The organism is Desulfuromonas carbonis, from assembly GCF_054658035.1.
Genome location: NZ_BAAHXR010000003.1, coordinates 1155318 through 1179170, shown reverse-complemented (window position 1 = coordinate 1179170; position 23853 = coordinate 1155318). Strand labels below are relative to the sequence as shown.

At 64.7% G+C, this 23853-nt stretch carries 20 protein-coding genes; 4 read left to right on the top strand and 16 right to left on the bottom strand.

The features are described from left to right. Nucleotides 1-15 precede the first annotated feature (15 nt). The 11 genes from ACYQ8E_RS12350 to ACYQ8E_RS12300 all read right to left on the bottom strand — a co-directional run bounded on the left by ACYQ8E_RS12350 (nt 16) and on the right by ACYQ8E_RS12300 (nt 13512). Nucleotides 16-777, bottom strand: coding sequence for an electron transfer flavoprotein subunit beta/FixA family protein (locus ACYQ8E_RS12350; protein ID WP_066722526.1), 762 nt, complete (start codon nt 775-777; stop codon nt 16-18). Nucleotides 778-1087: 310 nt separating this feature from the next. Next, nucleotides 1088-1903: an enoyl-CoA hydratase-related protein gene (locus tag ACYQ8E_RS12345; RefSeq protein ID WP_066722525.1), complete on the bottom strand. Its 816-nt coding sequence runs from the start codon at nt 1901-1903 to the stop codon at nt 1088-1090. Continuing rightward, a complete protein-coding gene (locus ACYQ8E_RS12340) occupies nt 1900-3045 on the bottom strand; it encodes a CaiB/BaiF CoA transferase family protein (RefSeq protein WP_459861054.1) in 1146 nt (381 codons plus the stop codon). The genes ACYQ8E_RS12345 and ACYQ8E_RS12340 overlap by 4 nt, the downstream gene beginning before the upstream one ends. Further along, complete coding sequence (locus tag ACYQ8E_RS12335) at nt 3035-4282, bottom strand: phenylacetate--CoA ligase family protein (RefSeq protein WP_066722521.1); 1248 nt, start codon at nt 4280-4282, stop codon at nt 3035-3037. Before ACYQ8E_RS12335 ends, ACYQ8E_RS12340 begins: the two co-directional genes overlap by 11 nt. A 163-nt stretch (nt 4283-4445) precedes the next feature. Continuing rightward, nucleotides 4446-5267: an ABC transporter ATP-binding protein gene (locus ACYQ8E_RS12330; protein WP_066722519.1), complete on the bottom strand. Its 822-nt coding sequence runs from the start codon at nt 5265-5267 to the stop codon at nt 4446-4448. 131 nt (nt 5268-5398) lie between these two features. Beyond that, nucleotides 5399-6646, bottom strand: a complete 1248-nt coding sequence (locus ACYQ8E_RS12325) for an ABC transporter substrate-binding protein (RefSeq protein ID WP_066722517.1) — start codon at nt 6644-6646, stop codon at nt 5399-5401. 110 nt (nt 6647-6756) lie between these two features. Next, on the bottom strand, nt 6757-7821 hold the full coding sequence (locus ACYQ8E_RS12320; RefSeq protein WP_066722514.1) for a branched-chain amino acid ABC transporter permease: 1065 nt from the start codon (nt 7819-7821) through the stop codon (nt 6757-6759). A gap of 4 nt (nt 7822-7825) precedes the next feature. Continuing rightward, nucleotides 7826-8719 carry a branched-chain amino acid ABC transporter permease gene (locus tag ACYQ8E_RS12315; protein WP_066722510.1) on the bottom strand — a complete coding sequence of 298 codons (894 nt, stop codon included), beginning with the start codon at nt 8717-8719 and terminating at the stop codon, nt 7826-7828. Between the two features lie 39 nt (nt 8720-8758). Then, nucleotides 8759-10687 carry a long-chain fatty acid--CoA ligase gene (locus ACYQ8E_RS12310; protein WP_066722501.1) on the bottom strand — a complete coding sequence of 643 codons (1929 nt, stop codon included), beginning with the start codon at nt 10685-10687 and terminating at the stop codon, nt 8759-8761. Then, nucleotides 10687-11502, bottom strand: a complete 816-nt coding sequence (locus tag ACYQ8E_RS12305) for an ABC transporter ATP-binding protein (RefSeq protein WP_066722498.1) — start codon at nt 11500-11502, stop codon at nt 10687-10689. The genes ACYQ8E_RS12310 and ACYQ8E_RS12305 overlap by 1 nt, the downstream gene beginning before the upstream one ends. A gap of 276 nt (nt 11503-11778) precedes the next feature. Beyond that, nucleotides 11779-13512: a sigma-54 interaction domain-containing protein gene (locus ACYQ8E_RS12300; protein WP_066722496.1), complete on the bottom strand. Its 1734-nt coding sequence runs from the start codon at nt 13510-13512 to the stop codon at nt 11779-11781. A 530-nt stretch (nt 13513-14042) separates the two neighbouring features. On the opposite strand from ACYQ8E_RS12300, the gene icmF reads away from it, so the two are divergent. Together icmF and ACYQ8E_RS12290 are read left to right on the top strand one after the other, a co-directional pair. After that, nucleotides 14043-17282: a fused isobutyryl-CoA mutase/GTPase IcmF gene (gene icmF, locus ACYQ8E_RS12295; protein WP_066722494.1), complete on the top strand. Its 3240-nt coding sequence runs from the start codon at nt 14043-14045 to the stop codon at nt 17280-17282. A 22-nt stretch (nt 17283-17304) separates the two neighbouring features. Next, entirely contained in the window at nt 17305-17838 is a 534-nt protein-coding gene (locus ACYQ8E_RS12290) for a nitroreductase family protein (protein ID WP_066722492.1), read from the top strand. Between the two features lie 35 nt (nt 17839-17873). Here the strand turns inward: ACYQ8E_RS12290 and ACYQ8E_RS12285 are convergent, their stop codons facing one another. The 3 genes from ACYQ8E_RS12285 to ACYQ8E_RS12275 all read right to left on the bottom strand — a co-directional run bounded on the left by ACYQ8E_RS12285 (nt 17874) and on the right by ACYQ8E_RS12275 (nt 19502). After that, nucleotides 17874-18764: a DMT family transporter gene (locus tag ACYQ8E_RS12285; protein WP_066722489.1), complete on the bottom strand. Its 891-nt coding sequence runs from the start codon at nt 18762-18764 to the stop codon at nt 17874-17876. Between the two features lie 54 nt (nt 18765-18818). Then, nucleotides 18819-19031, bottom strand: coding sequence for a hypothetical protein (locus ACYQ8E_RS12280; protein WP_066722486.1), 213 nt, complete (start codon nt 19029-19031; stop codon nt 18819-18821). A gap of 66 nt (nt 19032-19097) precedes the next feature. Continuing rightward, nucleotides 19098-19502, bottom strand: a complete 405-nt coding sequence (locus ACYQ8E_RS12275; RefSeq protein WP_066722484.1) for a hypothetical protein — start codon at nt 19500-19502, stop codon at nt 19098-19100. A 434-nt stretch (nt 19503-19936) separates the two neighbouring features. Between ACYQ8E_RS12275 and ACYQ8E_RS12270 the strand changes: the two genes are divergently transcribed. Together ACYQ8E_RS12270 and ACYQ8E_RS12265 are read left to right on the top strand one after the other, a co-directional pair. Continuing rightward, nucleotides 19937-20407 (top strand): RT0821/Lpp0805 family surface protein, encoded by a 471-nt coding sequence (locus ACYQ8E_RS12270; RefSeq protein ID WP_066722481.1) that lies wholly within the window; start codon nt 19937-19939, stop codon nt 20405-20407. A 113-nt stretch (nt 20408-20520) separates the two neighbouring features. Continuing rightward, the gene (locus ACYQ8E_RS12265; RefSeq protein ID WP_459861053.1) at nt 20521-22257 is read left to right on the top strand and encodes a cation:proton antiporter domain-containing protein; all 1737 of its coding nucleotides are present in this window, start codon (nt 20521-20523) and stop codon (nt 22255-22257) included. A gap of 58 nt (nt 22258-22315) precedes the next feature. Here the strand turns inward: ACYQ8E_RS12265 and ybgF are convergent, their stop codons facing one another. After that, nucleotides 22316-23110 (bottom strand): tol-pal system protein YbgF, encoded by a 795-nt coding sequence (gene ybgF, locus ACYQ8E_RS12260; protein WP_066722466.1) that lies wholly within the window; start codon nt 23108-23110, stop codon nt 22316-22318. A gap of 62 nt (nt 23111-23172) precedes the next feature. Beyond that, nucleotides 23173-23733 carry a peptidoglycan-associated lipoprotein Pal gene (gene pal, locus ACYQ8E_RS12255; RefSeq protein WP_066722463.1) on the bottom strand — a complete coding sequence of 187 codons (561 nt, stop codon included), beginning with the start codon at nt 23731-23733 and terminating at the stop codon, nt 23173-23175. Nucleotides 23734-23853: the final 120 nt, after the last annotated feature.

Here is a 23853-nt window from a genome sequence, read left to right as displayed (position 1 = left end):
GTGGTGGTTTCGGCACTAGCGCAGCACGGCGGTCTTTTCTTTCAGCAGCGCCAGCAGCTGGTCGGCGAGGGCGCCGACCTCCCCTTCGAGCACCAGCCCGCCCCCCTTCTTCTCCGGATAAGCGGTCTTGAGGGTGGTGGTGCGCCCTTCCGGAACGCTCACCGGCAGGGCGGCGATCTCTTTCTTCTTCGCCTTCATGATGTTGGGCAGGGTCGGGTAGCGCGGGGTGTTCAGTCCCAGCTGGCAGGTGAAGAGGGCCGGCAGGGTTACTTCGACGACGGCCTTCACCCCCCCTTCGAGCTCGCGCTTGACGGTGGCGACGCTCCCCGCCAGGCTAAAGTCGACGATGGTGGTGACGGCGTTGAGGCCGAGGGCTGCGGCGAGCAGCACGCCGACCTGGGCGCTGCCGCGGTCCTGGGACTGCAGGCCGGTGAAGACGACGTCGAACTGCTCGTCCTTGGCGTAGGCGGCGATTGCCGCGGCAATCTGGGAGGGGTCCTTCGCGAAGCTGGCATCGTCCTGCAGGTGGACGCCGCGGTCGGCCCCCATCGCCAGCGCCTTTTTAAGCGCTTCGCGCACCCGCTCGGGGCCGAGGCTCAACACCACCAGTTCGCCGCCGCTCGCCTCCTTGAGCTGCACCGCCTGTTCGACGGCGTATTCGTCGTACTCGTTCATGCGCCAGGCGAGGTCCTGTTCGCTGTACCAGGTCCCGGCGGCGTTGAGCTTGAAGCGCGATTCCAAATCCGGAACCTGCTTGATGCAGACGAGGATCTTCATGGGTGGGGCCTCCTGTGGGGATCTCGGGCTCAGGGTTTCATAGGTCCCATTTGTCTCATAGGTCCTATGGGACTTATAGGACCACTGGGTCCTATGCAAAGCCTGGCGGCCTATAGAGCAAAGAAGATACCAAGCGGCGCCCCCTGCCGCCGCCACGGCCGTCCGTCCCGCGCAACCCCGCTCAACCGGGGGCCTGGGCCGGCGCACGGCATCTGCCTTGAAGGGAACAGGGGCGACCACATCCGATCACCCCTGTTGCGATGGTGACACTGGTATCACCGTCGTTTACAGCGCAGGACGGTCGCTCTGCCTAGCGCCCGCTGAAGCGGCCGGGACGTTTTTCGAGAAAAGCGTTGACCGCCTCGAGGTGATCGTCGCTCTGGTGCAGCATCCCCTGAAAGGCCGCCGAAAAGGCGAGGGTTGCGGGCAGATCATGGTTGCGGGCGAGGCCGAGCAGGCGCTTGGCGAGGCGCACCGCCTGCGGCGGCTTGGCGGCAATGGTCGCGGCCAGCTCCCGGGCCCGGCTCAGGAGGGCGTCAGGATCGCAGAGTTCCAGGAAGAGGCCGAGGGCGAACGCTTCCTCCGCCCCGATCATGCGGCCGGTCAGAGTCAGTTCGGCAGCACGCTGGTAACCGACCAGGCGCTGCAGGTACCAGGCACCGCCATCCCCCGGAATGATGCCGAGGTTGATGAAGGTTTCGCCGCAGACCGCGCCGTGACTGGCCAGGCGCAGATCGCACATGCAGGCGAGATCGAAGCCGGCGCCGACGGCGGCGCCGTTGACGGCGGCGATCAGCGGCACCTCCGCCGCCGCCATCGCCAGGGTCAGGCGCTGGATGCCGTGCCGGTAGTTCTCCTCGATGGCGAGGGCCGAGCCGGCGAAAATCCCCTCGCGTGCCTGCATCTGCTTGATATTGCCGCCGGCGGAAAAGGCGGCGCCGTTGCCGGTCAGGATCAGGACCGAGATCGCGGGGGAGGCATTGACCCAGGCGACGGCCTGCACGATATCCTCGACCAGGGCGGTACCGGTAAGGGCGTTGCGCACGTCATCGCGGTTAAAGCTGAGCAGGGCGACGGGCCCGCTCACTTCCAGAATGGCATCTTTTAGTGCGGGAAGATTTTTCATCGGACCTCCGGAGCGGGGACGAAAGGGGTGCGCCAGCGGGCGGCCACATCTTCGGCCGCCACCGTGACCAGCGGTCGCCGGGAGCGGGGCGGCTCGCCATCGACATGCAGCGGCAGGAGGATATCGGCCGGCAACGAATTGCCCACTGCGGGGGCCAGCAGATGGCGAGCGACCACCTGCGGCTGGCGCAGGACTTCCTCCGGTTCGAGCAGCGGCTCGAAACAGCAGTCGACCCGTGCCAGGCGCGCCACCCAGGCGTCGCGGTCGGCGCTGGCAAAGAACGCCCGCAGCTCGGCAATCAGGACGGTCTGCGGCAGCGGCTCCTGCTGCCGGTCAATCCAGTCGGGGCGTTCCACGGCGCAACAGAAGGCGTGCCAGAACTTGGCTTCGAGGGCGGCGAGGACGACAAAGCGGTCGTCGGCGGTCGGATAGATCTGGTAACAGGCGGCGCCGCCGGTGATCAGCCCGCGCCCGCGTCCGAGGTCCGGGCCGGCCTGTTGCGCCGCCGCCTGGCCAAAGGACTGCCAGGCAAGAACTGTTTCGAAGAGGCTGGTGTCAAGGAAACACCCGGCCCCGGTGCGCTGCCGCTTCAGCAGGGCAGCGAGGATCATCGCGGCCGCCTTCTCACCGCCGGCGTAATCGGAGACCGGCGGAAAGGGGATAACCGGAGTCTGCACGGTGCCGGTGGAATGGAGCATGCCGCTCAGCGCCATGTAGGTCAGATCGTGCCCGGCACGCTGACTCGCCGGGCCGTCCTGGCCGAAGCCGGAGAGGGCGCAATGTATCAGACGCGGGTTGAACTCGGCCAATCGTTCGCGGCCGAAGCCGAGGCGCTCCAGCACCCCGGGGCGGAACGACTCGAGCAGAACGTCGGCCGCGGTCACCAGCTCGGCGAAGGCGGCCTGGCCGCCGCCACTTTTTAGATCGAGAAAGACGACAATCTTGCCGGCGTTGACCTGCTTGTAGAGGGGAGAGATGCCATCGTCGTCGCGGCAGATAAAGGTCCGCATCGGGTCGCCGGCAGGGGGCTCGATCTTGACAACCTCGGCGCCGAGATCGGCGAGGAGGCGGGTGGCGTAGGGACCGGGGAGGTACTGGCTGAGATCGAGGACGCGGCAGCCGCGCAGGGCGTCATCCAGCATGGTCGACCGGGCGCCGGTCGTCGATCACCTTGCCGTCGTTGGCGAGGCTGCCGGGCGCGACCAGCTGGACCTCGCCGCGCAGGTTGCAGAGTTCACGGATGCTGGTGACGATCGCCGCCACGAGTCCCTCGGGAGCGGTGCAGGCAACTTCACAGTGCAGCACCATGACATCCTGATCGTCGCTGCGGTCGATGATCAGCCGCCCGCGGCCGACCTCGGGGTGGCGTTTAAGGACCTGGGCAACCTGGCCGGGGCGCACGAACATGCCACGCACCTTGGCGGTCTGGTCGGCGCGCCCGAGCCAGCCGCGGATGCGGCGGCCGGTGCGGCCGCAGGGGCTGGGGCCGGGAAGGATTGCCGAGAGGTCGCCGGTGGCGAAGCGCAGCAGCGGATATTCCGGGGCGAGGGTCGTCACCACCACTTCGCCGACCTCGCCATCGGGGAGTGGGTCGCCGCTCCCCGGCCGGACGATCTCGACGATCACCCCCTCGTCGAGGATCAACCCCTCGCGGGCCGGCGACTCGTAGGCGATGACGCCGAGATCGGCGGTGGCGTAGCACTGCAGTACCTGCAGCCCGCGCCCGGCGAACCGGTCGCGCAGGCTTGCCGGCAGCGCCTCGCCGGAGACGAGGGCGTGGCGCAGCGAACTGACGTCGCTGCCGGACTCGGCTCCTTTGTCGAGGATCATCTTCAGAAAGGACGGCGTGCCGACATAGCCGTCGGGGCGCAGGTCGGCGATGGTCTGCACTTGGCCTTCGAGCTGTCCCGGTCCGGCGGCGAAGACGGCGCAGCCGAGGGCGTGGGCGCCGGCCTCGACCATCGCCCCGGCCGGGGTGAAGTGGTAGGCGAAGCAGTTGTGCAGCAGCTGGCCGCGGCGAAAGCCGGCGGCGAAAAGGGCGCGGGCGAAGCGCCAGAAGTCGGGGCGGGCACTCCCCGGCTCGTAGATCGGTCCCGGCGAGGCAAAGATGCGGTTGAGCTCCGGCACCCGGGCCGCCGCCAGTCCGCCGAAGGGGGGCTCACGGCGCTGCAGTTCGACCAGCTCCTCCTTGCGGGTCAGCGGCAGCTTTGCGAGCACCGCGCGGCTGGTGACCGCCGCAGCTTCGACCCCGGCGAGGAGCCGGCCATAAGCCGGCGCCTGCCGCTGCGCATGGGCGATTTGGCGGGCGAGCAGAGCGAACTGCTGCTCTTCGCGCTGCTCCGGGTCACGGGTTTCCAGATCGTCGTAATATTCGCTCATAGTTTTTGCCTTCGAGTTTTCCACATTATCCTCCGCCGAGGCGGTCGATAAGGGTCCGGATGCAAGGCTTGCGCAGGGGGGAGGGGCGCAGGCGTAGCGGAGCTACGTCGAGCCCCGAGCTCCAAGCGTAACGCCGCAGCCGGGCCCTTAGCGGCCGCCGAAATCACATCCAGCGCTTGCGGCGTTTATACGACTTCAAGTTCTTGAACGACTTGCGTTCCTTGTCCCCCCCCGAAAGATAGAACTCCTTCATGTCCTCGTTGTTGAGCAGCTCCTCGCAGGTGCCGTCGAGGGCGATCTTCCCCGACTCCATGACGTAGCCGTAGGAGGCGCTGTGCAGCGCCATGTTGGCGTTCTGCTCAACCAGCAGCATGGTGATCCCCTGCTCCTTGTTGATGCTGCGGATGATGCCGAAGACCTCCTTGACCAGCAGCGGCGAAAGCCCCATCGACGGCTCGTCGAGGAGGATCATCTCCGGGCGGGCCATTACCGCGCGGCCGATCGCCAGCATCTGCTGCTCGCCGCCGGAAAGGTAGCCGGCGAGCCCGGTGCGCGCCTTGAGCCGGGGAAAGTAGTGAAAGACCTTGTCGATGTCGTCCTTGATCATGCGATCGCGGCGGGTGTAGGCGCCGAGGCGCAGGTTCTCGATGACGGTCATGTCCTCGACGATGCGCCGCCCCTCCATCACCTGGAAGATGCCACGGCGCACGATCGCGTCGGGATCGCGGTTACTGATCGACTCCCCCTTGAAGTGGATGGTGCCACGGGTGACTTCGCCGTCCTCGGTCTTGAGCAGCCCCGAGATCGCCTTTAAGGTCGTCGACTTGCCGGCGCCGTTGGGGCCGAGCAGAGTGACGATCTCCCCTTTCGGCACCTCCAGGCTGATGCCGCGCAGCACCAGGATGACGTCGTCGTAGACGACCTCGATGTTGTTGACCGAGAGGATCGATTCCTTCGGTGCGACTGCTGCCGCTGCTTCACCCATGGGCAGGCCTCCTCGTTGCGGGCTTGAGCTTCCCGGCGGCCGGTCGCCGGCATCGCGCCGACCGGCCGCCGCGAACCACGAGCCGGGGGATGGCCGGGGCGGCGCCGCGCGCCGCCCCGGCCCGGTTCTTTCTACCAGCCGAGCCAGTCGTCGCGCCGCGGCACTTCGACCGTCGCCTGCTTGTTGAACTTGAAATCACCCCCATTGTAGGTGGTGGTATAGACCGAGATCTCGGTCGTCCCGCGATGATCCTCGTTGGTCCAGGTCGACGGCGTACAAACCCCTTCGAGACCCGCCGGGACATGATCCTTCATCTGCTCCATCCCCTTCTTGATGTTCGGCCCGGTGATGCCGCCCGGCATCTTGTCGGCGGCGACCATGGCGTCCTTCATGAAGAAGACGGCGCAGACGCCGCGCATGTAGTGGAGGTTGCGGTAGGTTTCGCCGCTCGGATCGGACATCTTGGAGATCGCATGCACCATCGCCATGCCCGGGGCACTCGACTTCCAGTCCGGGGCACCGAGGGGAACCGCCACGCCGTCGCCCGACTCCTGGGCGGCCTTGATCGAGTTTTCGTCCCAGCCCCAGACGTTGGCGAGGAACTGGGGCTTGGCGCCGACAGTGCCGCAGGAGTTGAGGAGCGAGATGTTGGAGCCGGCGGTGTTCCCCATGTAGGCGTAGTTGGCGCCCGAGTCCTTCAGGGTCAGGCACTGGGCCTTGGCGTCGCCCGGCTTGAGGTCATAGACGATCGGGTTGAGGACTTCGAAGCCGAGCTCCTCGGCATAGGCAGCGCAGGCTTCCTTGGGCGCGTTGGGATAGGGGTGGTTGGCCCCCATGTGGATGAACTTCGGTTTCCCCTTGTTCCCCTTGGCTTTCCAGTCCTCGGCCGCCCACTGGACCAGGCCGCGGCAGGTGTCGGAGTAGGAGGGGCCGTAGAAGAAGTTGTAGGGGGCCGGCGCCTTGCTGCGCGGCGACTTGCCGCTCGGGTCGGTCAGATGCCCCGAGTAGGAGGCGGAGAAGTAGGGGATCTGGTCCTTGGCGACGAACTGCACCAGCGCCTCGGTGTCGGCGGTCCCCCACCCCTGGATGGCGACCGGCTTGAGACCGGAGATCCACCCCTTGTAGGTGGCGATCGCCTGCGGCGCCTTGTAGGAGTAGTCGACAGTCTCGAACTTGAGCTGCTTGCCATCGATGCCGCCGTTGGCATTGATGTAGGTCATGGCGTCGGCGACGCCATTGCCATAGGGGACACCGACATCCGAGGTCGGACCGGTGTAGCAGGCGAGATGACCGACGGGGATGGTCTCCGCCGCCATGGCCAGGTTTGAGAATCCGCACAGTGCCAGCAATACCGACCCACATAAGAGAGTCTTGCGCATGATCTGGTTCCTCCTTCTCTGCGTTGATGGCCCGCGACGGGCCGCTGGGGCGTCTTTACCCCGTGATGCAACGGATAACCCCGGGCACCCTTGCCCGGGATGAGCGTGTCTCAATAGGAGAACGGGTAGAGCTTCCAGTAGTTCTTGATCATCTTCCAGCGATGGGAGAGACCGTCCGGTTCGAAGATCAGAAAGAGGATGATCGCCAGGCCGATCGCCATCTCCTTGATGTAGGCCAGGGCCTGGGTCAGGGCGCTGTTGTTGCTGCCGACGAGATGGACGCCGAACTCCATCACCTCCGGCAGCAGCACCATGAAGATCGTCCCGAGCAGCGACCCCATCACCGAACCGAGGCCGCCGATGATCACCATGCCGAGGAACTGGATCGACAGCAGCAGGGTAAAGCCCTCGGCGGAGACGAAGCCGAGGTAGTGGCCGAAGAGGGCGCCGCCGATGCCGGCGTAGAAGGAGGAGATACCGAAGGAGAGGATCCGGTACTTGTTGAGGTTGATCCCCATGATCTCGGCCGAGAGGTAGTGATCACGCACGGCGACGAAGGCGCGGCCGTCACGACTGCGCAGCAGGTTGGTGCCGGCGAGGTACATGACCACCACGTAGGTGAGGACGACGTAGAAATAGGAGCGGTCGCTGTTGAACATGTAGCCGAAGAGGGTGAAGGGGCTCGCCATGGCGCCGGCCGAGCCGCCGGTGAACCAGTCGGCACGGGCGAAGAAGTCCTCGAGGATGTACTGGGAGGCGAGAGTGGCGATCGCCAGGTAGAGCCCCTTGATGCGGCCGGCGGGGATGCCGACCAGCAGGCCGACCGCCATCGTCGCCAGCCCGGCCAGTGGGATGCAGAAGAAGACCGGGATGCCGGTATTGTTGCTGAGCCAGGCCGAAGCGAAGGCGCCGAGGCCGAAGAAGGCGGCATGGCCGAGGGAGATCTGGCCGGTGAAGCCGACGACGATGTTGAGGCCGAGGGCGGCGATGCCGTAGTAACCGATCTGGATCAGCAGGTTGAGCTGGTAGGCGTTGAGCAGCAGCGGCGCGAAGAGAAGCCCGATCACCGCGACGATGGCGACCCGCCGCGCCAGGGGGGTCGGAAAGATCGTCATGTCCGACTGGTAGCTGGTGCGGAATTCGCCGCAGCGCATCCGCGAATGGGCAGAGGCCATAAGCTTAGATCCTCTCGATATCCTTGGTGCCGAAGAGGCCGTAGGGCTTGATCATCAGGATGATGACCAGGGCATAGAAGGGGGCGATGTTGTACATGTTGCCGAGATGGAGCCACTGGCTGTCGAAGAATTCGGCGAGGTTCTCCAGCACCCCGATCAGCAGGCCACCGACGATGGAACCGATGATCGAGTCGAGGCCGCCGAGGATGACGACCGGGAAGACCTTGATGCCGATGAAGGAGAGGGCCGAGGAGACGCCGTTGACCATGCCGATCACCACCCCGGCCAGGGCCGAGACGACGGCGGAGATCGCCCAGGCGGCGGCGAAGACATGCTTGACCGAGATGCCGAGGCTCTGCGCGATCTGCTGGTTGAAGGCGGTGGCGCGCATCGCCAGGCCCATGCGCGAGTATTTGAAGAAGATGTAGAAGCCGACCATGATGATCAACGAAACGACCATGCTCATGATGTAGGCGGTCTCGATCTGCAGCCCGGCGATATTGATCGACTCGGTGTCGAAGACCTTGGGAAAGGCCTTGGTGTAGCCGCCGAAGATCCAGGAGACGAGGGACTGGAAGAACATCGAGAGGCCGATGGTGACCATGATCACCGAGATGATCGGTTCGCCGATCATCGGCCGCAGCACCACCACCTGCAGGACGATGCCGAAGACCATCATGAAGGCGAGGGTCAGCGGGAAACCGACGTAGAAGGGGAGCTCGAACTTGACCAGCATCGCCCAGCAGGTCCAGGCGCCGATCAGCAGGAATTCCCCCTGGGCGAAGTTGACAACCCGGGTCGACTTGTAGATCAGGACGAAGCACATCGCCACCACCCCGTAGAGGGTGCCGACGATGAGGCCGTTGACGATCATCTGTGTCAGAAGTTCCAGATTCATGGTTGCCTTCCTTGTCTCCGCGGCAGCAGCGAGAGCCTATCAGCCGGCGCTGCGGCCGAGATCGACCACCCGCACGTCGGTCTGCACCCGCGACTTGTTGCCGTCCTGAAAGGTGATCACGGTGTCGATGTGGACCAGCTCCTGGTCCGAATAGATGGTGTCAATGATCTCGGCGTACTTCTCCTTGATCACCCCGCGCCGCACCTTGCGGGTCCGGGTCAGCTCGCCGTCGTCGGCGTCGAGCTGCTTGTAGAGGAGGAGGAACTTGCGAATCTGCTGCACCGCCGGCAGACTTGCGTTGACCGTCTCCACCTCCTTGCGGATCAGGGCGTAGACACTCTCCTGGGCCGAGAGGTTGATGTAGTTGGTAAAGGCGATGCCACGCTGCTCGGCCCACTTGGCGACGATCTCGAAGCGGATGCAGATGATCGCCGCGAGATAGTCGCGGCCGTCCCCCTGCACCACCGCCTCGGCAATGAAGGGGGAAAACTTGAGCTTGTTCTCGATGAACTGGGGGGAGAACTTGTCGCCGTGGGCGGTGGCGGCGAGGTCGCTGATGCGGTCGATCACCACCAGGTGGCCATTCTCCTTCTTGAAGTAGCCTGCGTCGCCGGTATGCATCCAGCCATCCTCCAGCGACTCCGCGGTCGCCTTCTCATTCTTGTAATACCCGCTGAACATGCCGCAGGTCTTCGCCACCACCTCGCCGACACCGTTGGCGTCGGGATGGTCGATGCGCACCTGGGCGTTGCGGAAGGGGACACCGACGCTGTCGAAGTCGACATCGTCTGCCGCGTGGATGGTGTAGGCGCCGGCGAGCTCGGTCTGGCCGTAGAGCTGGCGCAGCGGCACCCCCATGGCGAGGAAGAACTTGAAGGTGTCGGGGCCGAGGGCCGCGCCGCCGGTCGCCGCCGAGCGCAGGTAGGTGAAACCGAGGCGGTCCTTGAGCGGGCGGAAGAGCAGCCAGTAGGCGAGCTTTGAGCGCCGCCCCGGGGCGGCGGCGGCCGCTTTGGCCGCCAGTTGCATGCCGAAGCGGTACATCGCCTGCTTGAAGCGGGTCGCGTCCATCATCTTCGCCTTGACCTCGGCAGCGATCGATTCCCAGACCCGCGGCGCCAGCAAGACGAAGGTCGGCCCGATCTCGCGCAAATCCGACATCATCGTCTCCGGCTCCTCGACGAAGTTGACGACGATGCGGCTGATCAGCGCTTGGGCCACGGCATAGACCTGCTCCATGATCCAGGGGAGGGGGAGGACCGAGACGTAGTTGTCGCTCGGGAACTTGGGGTCGGCTTCGAGGTAGGCGAGGCAGTGTTCGAGCATCGGCCCGGCCTGAAGCATTGCCAGCTTCGGGTTGGAGGTCGTCCCCGAGGTCGGGCAGAGGATAGCGACGTCCGCCGCCTGCCCCGCCGCGACCAGCCGGGCGTAGAGGTCGGGCTGCTCGGCGTCGAGTTGGCGCCCCCTGGCCATCAGGTCGTGGTGGCTCAGCAGCCGCGGGTCGTCGTACTTGCGCATGCCGCGCGGGTCGCAGTAGATGATGTGCTCGACCCCGGGACACTCCTCGGTAATTTCCAGCACCTTGTCAACCTGCTCCTCGTCCTCGGCGAGGATGATGCGGGCGCCGGCATAGTTGATCAGGTAGGCGACCTCCTCGTTGAGCGAATCCTGGTAGATGCCGAAGATCATTGCCCGCAGGGCGTGGGCGGCGACTTCGCCGTAGACCCATTCCGGGCGGTTGTCGCCGATGATGCCGACCGCATCCTCGTGACCGATACCGAGCTGGTGCATTCCGAGGGCGAAGTATTTGACGCTCTCCTGGTAATCGGCCCAGGTAAAGGCGTTCCAGATGCCGAACTCCTTCTCCCGCAGCGCCACCTCCCGCGGCCAGTTGGCTGCATTGTAGGCGAGCAGCTTGGGAAAGGTGTCGAACTGCCGGATGTCCGGATAGTGCGCCGCAGCCCCTCCCATCAGGCCACCTCCCCGGGCGCTTCCGCCGGTCCCTCATCGACGCCGACACCGAGGTAGGCACTCTTGACCTGTTCGTTCTCCATCACTTCCTCCGGCAGCCCGGCGCAGATCTTCTTGCCGAAGTCGAGCACCATCACCCGGTGCGAGATATCCATGACCACCCCCATGTCATGCTCGATCATGATCACCGTCATTCCCCACTCCTCGTTGAGGTCGATGATGTAGCGTGCCATATCCTCCTTCTCCTCGAGGTTCATGCCGGCCATCGGCTCGTCGAGGAGGATCAGATCGGGGCGCAGCGCCACGGCACGGGCCAGCTCGACCCGCTTGCGCAGGCCGTAGGAGAGGGTTCCGGCGATCGCTTTGCGGATAGGGGCGATCTCGAGAAAGTCGATGATGTCCTCGACGTCGCGACGGTGGGCCAGCTCCTCCTGGCGCGCCCCGGAAAACCAGTAGAGCGCACCGGACAGGAAGTTGTTCTTCAGCAGGTGGTGGCGACCGACCATGATGTTGTCGAGGACCGACATGTGACTGAAGAGGGCGAGGTTCTGAAAGGTGCGGCCGATGCCGAGCTGGCAGCGGTCGTTGGGCTTGAGGCCGGTAATGTTGCGTTCCTTGAAGTAGATGGTGCCCTGGTTCGGCTGGTAGCGCCCGGAGATGCAGTTGAGCATCGAGGTTTTCCCGGCGCCGTTCGGCCCGATGATCGAGAAGATTTCCCCGCGGGTGACGGCGAAGGAGACATCGCGCAGGGCATGGACCCCGCCGAAGGAGAGAAAAATATTATTGACCTGCAGCAGTGGCGGGCTTTCGCTCATGACGCCTTCCTTCCGGGCTCGATCGCGCCTGATCCATAAAAAAGACCGGCTGGCGCAGAGGCTTCCAATGCGTAGCCGGTCAATTGCAAAACAGGTACCAAACAATGTTTTAAAAAACTCACAAACCCCCTTGGACCGGGGTAAGGAACCGAACTTTATGGACAAGATAAAGAAATTAAAAACCCCTCAGCGGTCGTCGCCCGGCCCATCCTGTCAACCAATGTAAACAGGCAGCAAGCGACTGTTAAAAGCCATGACAGGCCCAAGCTCCGGCGGCTAGATAAGGTTGTACTTCTGCAGCTTCTTGTAGAGGCCGGGGCGGGAGATGCCGAGCAGGCTGGCAGCGGCCAGCTTGTTGCCGCCGACCTTCTCCATGGCGCCGACAATCAGCTCCTTTTCGATCCCCTCGATGATTTCCTGCAGCGGCCGCCCGTCGATGGCACCGCTGACCACCGGGTGGCCTCCCCTGGCGCTCCCCGCGGCGGCCACCTCCCCTTGCGGATAGTCGGCCAGCTGGGGCGGGAGATCGTAGAGCCGGATAAAGGGGCCGTTGACCATGTTGAAGGCGCTCTCGATGGCGCTGCGCAGCTCGCGGACATTCCCCGGGAACGGGTAGGCACGCAGCGCCGCCCAGGCCCGCGAGCTGAGCCCCTGAACATTGAGCTCGAACTCGGCGTTGAACTGGTTGATGAAGTGACGGGTCAGGCAGAAAATGTCCTCGGGCCGCTGCCGCAGCGGCGGCACGACGATGGCGACGACATTGATCCGGTAGTAGAGGTCGGAGCGCAGCTTCCCTTCCTTGACCAGCGCCTGGGCGTCGCAGTTGGTGGCGGCAACGAAGCGGACATCGACCGAGCGCACCTCCTGGCTGCCAAGGGGGGAGATCTCCCGCTCCTGCAGGACGCGCAGCAGCTTCGCCTGCATCGAGAGGGGCATCTCGCTGATTTCATCGAGAAGGAGGGTCCCGCCGTGAGCCTGTTCGAATTTGCCGATCTGGCCGCCGCGCCGGGCTCCCGAGAAGGCCCCCTCGACATAACCGAAAAGTTCGGCCTCGAGCAGGCTTTCGGGAATGGCGGCACAGTTGACCCGGACGAAGGGGCCGTCCTTGCGGCGGCTCAGGGAGTGAATGGCGTGGGCGAAGAGTTCCTTGCCGGTGCCGCTCTCCCCGATCAGCAGGACCGTGGAGGAGCGTTCGGCAATGCGCACCAGGCGGTTCTTGAGGTCGAGCATCGGCTGCCCCTGGCAGACGATCTGTTCGATACCGTAAAGGGCGGTCGGCCGGTGCCGCGCAACCCCGCGGCGGTTCGCACTCCCTTCCACCGCGGGGAGCTTGCCGGCGAAGCGGGTGCCATCCGGACCTTCGCGGAGTTGGACCTTGCCATAGGCACCATAGACTGTGCCGTTGCGGATCAGCGGCCAGCGGCTGGCAATGATCTGGCGACCGTTGAGGCGATGAGCCTCGCCGATTTCCGCTTTGCCCGACGCCATCACCTTGGGGAGACGGGAGAGGGTCGCCACCGGGTACGATTCGTTGACATGGCGACCGAGCATGGCGACCGCCTGGAGGCCGAGGATAGCGGCGAACTCACGGTTAACCATGAGAATGACGCCGGCGCGGTCGACCAGCAGAATACCCCCCCCCGCTTCGAGGGAGAAAGGGTCGATCGCCTGGACAAAGTCATGCAGCGCCATGGCGGCCTCGCCCCCCTCCGCCAGGGCATCGAGGACCAGGGTGCCACCGGCCTCCTGGGGGAGATACTCGGCGAGGTACCAGCGCTCATCGAGCTGCACCGGCAGGGCCCGGAAACAGAACCCCTTGGCCAGGAGGGCGTGGAAATGCTTGAGGGCTTCCACCTGCTCCAGGCTGCGGCCAATATGGACCGCCAGATCCTGGCTGGCAAAGGGCCCCTGGTCACCGACCGCGACGATCTTCTGCTGTCGGTTGAGGGAGAGACTCCAGCGTTCGCCCCGCCCCTGGGGGGAGGCGCCCGCCTTGTTTCGTCCTGACATTGGCATCGCTTTCATCGGGTTTGCCCGCGTCCGAATAACCCGGTTGCTTCCGGGAGGTGAACTGGAGAGGGGAGACGACAGCCGACCTGCGATACGGCTGCGCGTCCCATCAACATCGTAACATTGTTCTACACTATTTCCGGGGAAACTTCCACCCTGTAGCGCTTCATTCCCTCGCTGGCGGGCAAGGCTGCGTCAGCCACGAGCTATCAATCGGGCCGTTTACACTCCGCTGGAAGCGCTGGCGCGCCCAGACCCTGCTGCTGCCGCAAAGGCCTGGAAACGTCAAGGACTGAAGGTCACCGGCGAACCTCCGGACCCAGCGCAACTGTAAACAAATGTAGACAGGGCGGGGCCGAAAACGTCACTATCCGACCCTTCCGTTGCCGGCGACGGCACCGCCGGACCGGCCAGGCGGCGCCAAGCGGGGAAAAACAGGGGGCCCCGGGTATGGCATGGCGCTTGCTAAATTGACATTAGATTAAAACAGTGTTCGCCAATTCCGAGCCGGAGAAGAAGGAGACCCGCCGATGGAAGTTGCCGCCTACCGCCCGAACCATCCGATCCGCTTCATCACCGCGACCAGTCTTTACGACGGCCACGACGTTTCGATCAACATCATGCGCCGGCTGCTGCAGGCGTCGGGGGTGGAGGTCGTCCATCTCGGCCACAACCGCTCGGTGGACGAGATCGTTACCGCTGCGATTCAGGAGGACGCCCAGGGGATCGCGGTCAGCTCCTACCAGGGCGGGCACATGGAGTTCTTCAAGTACATCATCGACCTCCTCCGGGAACGCCGGGCGGACCATATCCGGGTCTACGGTGGCGGCGGCGGGGTCATCCTCCCCGACGAAATCGAGGAGCTCCACCATTACGGGGTCAGCAGGATATTCTCTCCCGAGGACGGGCGTAAGCTCGGCTTGCAGGGGATGATCAATCACCAGCTCGCAGCCTGTGACTTCTCGACGCCGGTGCAACCCGAGGAGAACCTGCAGGGGGTCCTGAACAAGGATTACGCGGCAATCGCCCGGCTCATCACCTGGGCCGAGCTCGCCCTGCATGACCAGACCCCGGAAGTCGTGGCCCTGTTCGAACGGATTCGCGGCCACGCCCGCGATGTCCCGGTCCTCGGCATCACCGGTACCGGCGGCGCCGGCAAAAGCTCCCTCACCGACGAGCTGGTGCGCCGTTTTCTGCTCGACTTTCCGGACCAGGACATCGCCATCCTCTCCGTCGACCCGACCCGGCAGCGTACCGGCGGTGCGCTCCTCGGCGACCGCATCCGCATGAACGCCATCGACTCGCCACGGGTCTACATGCGCTCGCTGGCGACCCGTAAGTCGAAATCGGAACTCTCGGCAGCGATCCACGAGGCACTCGACATCCTCAAGGCTGCCGGCTTCTCCCTGATCATCGTCGAGACCAGCGGCATCGGCCAGGGGAACGCCGGCATCGTCGAGGTCTGCGACCTCTCCCTCTATGTCATGACCAGCGAGTTCGGCGCCCCGACCCAGCTCGAGAAGATCGACATGCTCGACTTCGCCGACTTCGTCGCCCTCAACAAGATGGAGAAGAAAGGGGCCGAGGATGCCCTCCTCAACATCCGCAAGCAGTACCGGCGCAACCGCAACCTCTTCGATGCCCCCGATGCGGCGATTCCGGTCTACGGCACCATCGCCAGCAAATTCAACGACCCCGGCACCAACATCCTCTACCGTGCCCTGATCGACGCCTTCAACGCCGAAAAGAAGCTTGGCTGGCATTCGACCCTGGAGTGCGGCACCGAGACCGGCCAGCGCCACCACATCATCCCACCGGAGCAGGCCGGCTACCTCGGCGAGATCGTGCGCACCATGCGCCGCTATCACCAGCAGGTCGAGGACCAGTCGCGCCTCGCCCGCCAGCTCTTCCAGCTCAGCGGCGCCCGTGACCTGGTTGGTGAAGGCCCGGCGGCCGCCGCGCTGCAGCAGGCGATCGCCGAACGCCAGCCGCAGCTCGCTCCGGCGGTGCAAGCTACCCTCGACGGCTGGCCGGCATTGAAGCAGGCCTACCGCGCCGACGAGATGGTTACCAAGGTGCGCGACAAGGAGATTCGCACCACCCTCTTCACCACCACCCTCTCCGGCACCCGCATCCCCAGGGTCTGCGTCCCCGACTACGAGGACTGGGGGGAGATCGTCAAGTGGACGATGAAGGAAAACCTCCCGGGCTGCTTCCCCTACACCGCCGGCCTCTTCCCCTTCAAGCGCACCGCCGAGGACCCGAAGCGTCAGTTTGCCGGCGAAGGCCCGCCGGAGCGGACCAACCGCCGCTTCCACTACCTGACCGAGAACGATCCGGCCAAGCGCCTCTCCACCGCCTTCGACAGCGTCACCCTCTACGGCGAGGATCCGGACGAGCGCCCCGACATCTACGGCAAGGTCGGCGAGAGCGGGGTTTCGATCTGCACCCAGGACGACATGGACAAGCTCTTCGCCGGCTTTGACCTCTGCGATCCGATGACCAGCGTCTCGATGACGGTCAACGGCCCGGCGCCGATCCTGCTGGCGATGTTCTTCAACACCGCGATCCGCCAGCAGCTCGCCCGCTTCCGCGATGCGCAGGGGCGGGAGCCCTCCGCCGCCGAAGCGGCAGAGATCCGCGCCTGCACCCTGCAGACGGTGCGCGGCACGGTCCAGGCCGATATCCTCAAGGAAGACCAGGGGCAGAACACCTGCATCTTCTCCACCGAGTTCGCCCTCAAGCTGATGGGGGACATCCAGCAGTATTTCATCGACCAGAAGGTGCGCAACTACTATTCGGTCTCGATCAGCGGCTACCACATCGCCGAGGCGGGCGCCAACCCGATCAGCCAGCTCGCCTTCACCCTCGCCAACGGCTTCACCTTCGTCGAGTACTACCTCTCGCGCGGCATGCAGATCGACGACTTCGCCCCCAACCTCTCCTTCTTCTTCTCCAACGGCCTCGACCCCGAGTACTCGGTGATCGGCCGGGTGGCGCGGCGCATCTGGGCGGTGGTGCTGCGCGACAAGTACGGCGCCAACCCGCGCAGCCAGATGCTCAAGTACCACATCCAGACCTCGGGGCGCTCGCTGCATGCCCAGGAGATGGACTTCAACGACATCCGCACCACCCTGCAGGCGCTCCTCGCCATCTATGACAACTGCAACTCACTGCACACCAACGCCTACGACGAGGCGATCACCACGCCGACCGAAGAGTCGGTGCGCCGGGCGATGGCGATCCAGATGATCATCAGCAAGGAGTTCGGCCTGGCGAAGAACGAGAACCCGCTGCAGGGAACCTTCATCATCGAAGAGCTGACCGATCTGGTCGAACAGGCCGTCCTCGCCGAGTTCGACCGCATCAACGAGCGCGGCGGCGTCCTTGGCGCCATGGAGACCCAGTACCAGCGCACCCGCATCCAGGAGGAATCGCTCCTCTACGAGCACCAGAAGCACACCGGCGAGCTGCCGATCGTCGGCGTCAACACCTACCTCAATCCCAGGGCCGATGCGGAGGGGTACCGGATTCCCGACACCCTGGCACGCGCCACCACTGCGGAGAAGGACCAGCGCCTCGCCGACCTGCGCGCCTTCCAGCAGCGCCACCGGCAGGCGGCGCCAGCGGCTCTGAAGCGCCTGCAGCAGGCGGCCGCCCAGGGAGAGAACGTCTTCGCCGCGCTGATGGAGACGGTCGAGGTCGCCTCCCTCGGCCAGATCAGCAAGGCGCTCTACGCCGTCGGCGGCCAGTACCGCCGCAATATGTAGGGGAAGAAAGGAGCTGACGGGGATGGATATCTTCGACGTCTTTCGGGATCGACGCAGCATCCGCAAGTACCGGGAGACGCCGATAGAGGCGGAGAAACTCGCCCAGGTGCTGGAGGCGGCGCGGCTCGCTCCCTCCTGGAAGAATTTGCAGTGCTGGCGCTTTCTGGTGATCGACGACCCGCAGCGCCGTGCCGCCCTGCTGCAGGCCTTCCCGGAAGATAATCCGGGCTACCGGGCCCTCGCCACGGCCCCGCTGGTGATCGTAGTCTGCGCCGACCCGGCCGAATCGGGAGTCGAGAACGGCATCGCCTACTATATCGCCGACGCCGCCATCGCCTTTGAGCACCTCTGCCTCGCCGCCCATGCCCTCGGCCTCGGCAGCTGCTGGATGGGATGGTTCGACGAAGGGGCGCTTCGCGCGGCGCTCGCGATTCCGGATACCATCCGCGTGATCGGCATCACCCCCCTCGGCTACCCGGACCAGGAGCCGCGCCCGCGGCCGCGCAAGGCGCTCGCCGAGATCGTCTTTCACAACCAGTGGGGAGCGAGCAGGTAGGTGGGTATGGAGCAGGGAGAAACCGACTGCCGGTACTAACGGGTGCGGGTCGCCAGATAAATCCCGGCCGCAATCAGGCCGATCCCCACCGCGTGATACAGGAAGAAGGTTTCGCCGAGAAACAGGATCGCCATCAGGCTGCCGAAGAGGGGAAGCAGGTGGATGAAGAGGCCGGCGCGGTTGGCGCCGATCTCTGCGACGCCGCGGTTGTAGCAGAGATAGGAGACGATGGAGGGGAAGACGGCGACGTAGCCGATGACCAGGGCGGCGCCGGCCTGCAGCCTGAGCGGACGCACCCAGAAGGTCTCCCAGAGGTAGAGGGGGAAAATCATGAGGGCGCCAAGCCAGAAGGTGACGGCAATAAAGGAGAGGGGGTGGACCGGCGGCCGCTTGCGCAGCAGCGTCGAATATCCGGCGTAACAGACCACCGCTGCGGCCACCAGCAGGTCGCCGCGATTGAACCGCAGCGCCGCCAGAAGCGCCGGGTCACCATGAGCGATAATGGTGATGGCGCCAGCGAGGGAGACGAGGATGCCGAGGGCCTGCAATGGCCTGACCCGTTCGCCGAAGAGCAGGAAGGAGAGGAGAACGATCAGCACCGGCATCAGCGACTGCATCAGCAGGGCATTGATTGCCTGGGTGTACTGCAAACCGCTGTAGACCAGGGTATTGAAGGCCGCGATCCCCAGCGCCGCGAGGAGCAGCACCATGCGCCAGTGGCGGCGCAGCAGCGGCCCGTCGCGGCGCAGGAACTTCAGCGCCGGTCCGCTGACCAGCAACGCCGCACCGACCCAGCGCCAGAAGGCCAGGGCAATGGGGGGGATGTCACTGTGAAAGGCGCGGCCGAGAATGAAATTGCCGGCCCAGAAGAGGACGGCCAGGGTCAGCAGGATGTAGGGATGGAGCTCCAGCCGCGAAGTTTTCATGACAAGGCATCAGGGGCAAATCGACGGGAGAAGAATGGCCGCAGGAGGCAGCAGCTATCCGCGCCACAAAGTCCAGGGCTGATCATTACGGTCGGTACTGTGGGTAAACTTGGCCTGACAGCTCAGGCACTGATAATCCTGCTCCTCGAACCCGCGCGGACTCCTGCCGCCGAAAATCCGGCAGGCATCGAGTTTGACCAGATCGTCATGGGGTTTGCCGTTGCGTGATTTTTTGCTCTGTTCTTCACATAACCCGCAAATCTTCATCGTTGCCTCATCTGCACCCGATCTGCCATGCGCCCTCCTCAACCTGTCGCCGGCCCCTGCTGCGAACTAGCGGCAACGCATCGTCTTTTTGCCATCCTCGAACAGAACCTCGATTTTCTGCGAGCCGACCACGCGCTGCACCAGCCCGAGCCCGAACAGGGGATGGTCGATCAGGGCCTTGACCCGGTAGGCGCCGTTCATGGAGTAGGCCGAAGCTTCCTCGCTTTTCATGCCGGGGCGCAGACCTTCCCACTCTTTGCGTTCGGCCTCCCGGTGATTGAGCGCCTGCCGGGCGGCGGGAGATTTTGTCACCGTTGGCGTCCGGTATTTGTGCTGACGGCCGCAGACCTTACATTCCACCTTGGCCGGCTCGGTTTCGGCCATGACCAGAATCAGGTGATTGGTATTCTTGCGACACTTGGTGCAGCGGCCCTCGATCGGATCGCCGACGGACAGGGGTGTGACTTGCATGACGTGACTCCCTTTCCTGGGAATGGCCAAGGGATGGCCGGTAAGTACCAGGGAGACGCTGGCAGTTACGGGTCAGACCTGACGTTGGATGGAACTGGTAACCCGGCACGACCGTCGGATCACTTCAGGCCACAGCAGGTATCTCCGAATGGCATGAAGGGGCGAGGGAGCAGGAGTGGAGGGATCCGTAGATGGGCGTACTTGCTTTACAGGATACACCCTTCCCTGCCGAAAAGATACCGATAGTACCAGGAAAGTTCAGGACGGCAGTCCCGGGCCCCGATTGGACATCCTGAGCACCGGTTCAGGGGCGACCGCGCCCACCCTGGTGCCTTGACACCTCCCTGGCCGTCGTTAAACTTGCGGGGTGGGGTAGATATATCCCTTGCCATCGAAAGCTTTCCACCTCGATCCCGTTACAGGGGAGGAATCCCATGAAACGCTTCTTCGTCATCCTTTCCATCGTCGCGCTCCTCGTTTCCGCCTGCTCTCCCGCCTCCGGGCCGAAAGAGGGCGCCGGGACCCTGCTCGGTGCCGGCACCGGGGCCCTCCTCGGCGCCCAGGTCGGGCACGGCCAGGGACGCCTGGTGGCCGTGGCCATCGGAACCCTCGCCGGCGCCCTGATGGGGCAGGAGATCGGCCGTTCCCTCGATCGTGCCGACCAGCTGGCGATGCAGCAGAATGCCCAGTATGCCCTCGAGTATACCCCGACCCGGACCACCACGACCTGGCGCAACCCCGACAGCGGCAATGCCGGGTCGATTACCCCGGTAGAGACCTATCAGAACCCCCAGGGGCAGTACTGCCGGGAGTACCAGCAAACCATCTACGTCGGCGGCGAGAAACAACAGGCCTACGGTACCGCCTGTCGCCAACCCGACGGCAGCTGGAAAATCATCCGCTGAACCGGGACTCCCCCGAACCGGCCCAATGCCCGCTGTGAAATAAGCGCCGCACCCTGCAGCTGAGGGCGGCAGCGCCAACCGTCCGCCGCCCGCCAGGGCCGCAGGGTGCGACCATGGCCCCAACCCTGATTCCCATCCTTCAGGCCCTGGCCTGTATCTTTCTCGGCGCCCTGGCCGGCGGCCGCCTCGCTGCCCTTTGCCATGTGCCGCGGGTCACCGGTTATCTCCTCGTTGGCCTTTTCCTCGGCCCCTCCTTCACCCGCATCGCCGGACTCCCACCACTGATCAGCCAGCAGGCGCTTATCGAACTGCGCCCCCTGGCCGATATCGGCCTCGCCCTGATCCTGATGAATATCGGCGGCCTCTTCCAGATGGAACAGCTGCGCCGCTGGCGGCACCGGATCCTGGTCTTCTCCGCCAGCGAAATTCTGCTTACCTTCTTCCTCGTCGCCACTTCGACCCTGATCACCAACCAGTTCTATCTCCAGCAAACCCTGCCGGGTCTCGACCTTTGGACGACCTCGCTCACCTTTGGCCTGCTCCTCGGTATTATCGCCGTCGCCACGGCGCCGGCAGCCACCCTGATGGTGATTCGTGAATACGATGCCGACGGTCCGGTGACCGGAACGGTGCTGACCCTGGTCGGCTTCAACAACCTGGTGTCGGTCCTCGGTTTTGCCCTGCTCACCCACCTCTTGATCCGTCCCGAGGAGGCGCTCGCCATCCTCGCGGCACGCATGATCGGACCGATCGTCATCGGCAGCCTGCTCGGCTTCCTCCTCTCGATCTGGGCCCAGCGCCTGGAGCTGGCCAGTGAACAGCGGGTACTCCTCCTCGGCGGGGTCATCGCCAGCTCCGCCCTGTGCCGCCAGCTCGGCATCGACCCGCTCCTCGCCAGCCTCACCTTCGGCATCACCTTCGCCAACAGTTCGCCGCGCTGGCATCAACTCATCGAGGCACTGCGCCAGGTCGACTACCTCCTCTATATCGCCTTTTTCGTTTTGGCCGGCGCCAATCTTCACATCGAAAGCCTGACCCACATCGGCCTGCTCGGCATGGTCTACGTCTTCTCCCGCACCCTCGGCAAGTGGCTCGGCGCGGTCATCGGCGCCCGGCTCGGTGCCTTCGGCCGGCGCGAACAGAGCTACGTCGGGCTGACACTGCTCGCCCAGGCCGGGGTGGCGATCGGCCTGGCCAACTCTCTGGTACAGGCCTGGCCGCTGGGGGGCCGCCTGATTGAAACCATCGTCCTCGGCTCGGTCGTCATCTTCGAACTGATCGGCCCGCTGGCGGTACGCCATGGCCTGGTCCGGGCCGGCGAGGTACCGATCCTCTCCCTGCTGCAGAAACGGGCGCCGCAGGGAGCGCTGGAAGGACTCCATTCGGTCGCCGCTCACTTTCGCTCCTCCCTCGGCCTGCCGGCCGGGCACCCGCTGCGTGACCCCGGCGACATCCTGGTGCGACATATCATGCGCCAGAACGTGGAGACGGTCAGCAACGCCACCCCCTTCAACGAGCTGTTGCGCTTCATCGCCCACAGCCGCTACGACCGCTTTCCGGTGGTCGACGCCGAGGGGCGCTTCCTCGGCATGATCAACTACACCGAGATTCGCAACCTTCTCTTCGAACCAGCGCTGGTCCCGCTGGTGGTTGCCGGGGACCTGCTCGCCCCCAACCCCCGGTCGATTCCCCCTGACGCACCGCTGCGCATCGCCCTCGAAACCCTGCGGCAGCATCGCGACCTCAGCTACTTCCCGGTCATCGACCCCGAGGAACCCGAGCGTCTCCTCGGCATCCTCAGCCAGAATGATCTGCTTGCCGCCTTTCGCCGCTTCGGCAGCGGCGCCTAAAGCAGAACGGGGCGGCCAACTGGCCGCCCCGTTCTGGTTGCAGATTCTCTGCCCGGACTCAACGGGCCGGCCACTGGGCGAGCCGCTCCCTGGCCTTGCCCGCCTCCTCGCTCTTGGGATAGCTGTCGATCACCTTCTGAAGAATGACCCGTGCGTTCTTGATATCACCCAGGGCGTGAAATGCGAGTCCCTGCTTGAGCAGGGCAGCCGGAGCCTTGGCATGGCCAGGATACTTCTGGATCACATCCTGAAATTGCAGGATGGCGTTTTCGTATTTCTTCTCGCCATAGAAGGCCTCGCCAATCCAGTATTGGGCATTGACGGCAAGTTCATGCTGCGGGTAACGCTGGAGGAAGCTTCGCAGAACCTCCATTCCCCGGGCGAATTCGCCCTGCTTCTGGATCAGCTGCAGACCTTCCTCGTAGAGGGCCTCCGGCGCCGGTACCGCGACTGCCGCTGGCGCCACTACCGGCGGCGCCGCGCTGGCGAGTTTGCCAACGCGCTCCTCCAGGGCCGCCACCTTCAAACCGAGATCGTCGCGCAACAGCGTCAGGTCATCGCGCAGACTCTGGTCCTGGTGGCTGAGCTCTTCCAGGCGCCCGTTACTCTTTTGGAGCTCGACACGCAGAGCATCCAGAGCGACCTGCAGGTCAGCCTGCTGCCGGGCCATGTTTCCCAGGCGACCTTCGAGGCCCTGGTCCTGCTGGCGCGCGGCGACGGCTCGCTCCAGGTCGGCGAGGCGCCGTTTCATCTCTTCCAGGTCCCGCTCGGCACGTTGCTGCTGGGGGGTGGCAACGCAACCGCCCAGCAGCAAAACCAGCACTCCGGCCCAAACCAGCTGACGTCCCTTCATGGTTCGATTCTCCAAAAAGAAAGGGGCCGCGCACCGCGCGGCCCCCGACAGTGCCTGACTTGTTAGCGGACGACCTTGAACTCGGCCCGCCGATTCTTGGACCAGGCTTCCTCGCCATGGCCCGGATCGAGCGGCATCTCCTCGCCATAGGAGATGGTGGAGAGGCGAACCTTGGCAACGCCGAGGGAGACCAGGTAGTTCATTGCCGCCAGGGCGCGCCGCTCTCCGAGGGCAAGGTTGTATTCGTCGGAACCACGCTCGTCGCAGTAACCTTCGATCCGCACCTGCAGCGTCGGATTGGCCTGAAGGTAAGCGGCATTGGCGGCCAGGATAGCGGTCGCCTGGGTGGTCAGGGTGTACTGGTCGAAATCAAAAAAGATTCGCTCCAGGCCGGCCGCTACCGCAGTCGGCGCCGCCATCTGCTCGCTGCCGGCCGCAGATTCGCTGATCGGCTGCTCACTGATGCCGCTGACATCCTGGGCCGGCATCTGGGTCGTTGCCGTCGCTGCGCCACTATCCGTGGCAGCCATCTCCTCGGTCGCCGGTTTCTTGGCACAACCGGCAGCCAGCAGCAGGACAAGGGTCAGGGTCACCAGCACATGGATCATGGTCAATCGTTTCATTTCTACAACTCCTTCTACAGATGACGGGGTTGATGGACTTTAGCCTTCAGCGGTGTTCAAACAACGCCGCAAAGTGTCAAATCAAGGTTGTGATTATACAGCAAAGGGCGTCAAACTCAA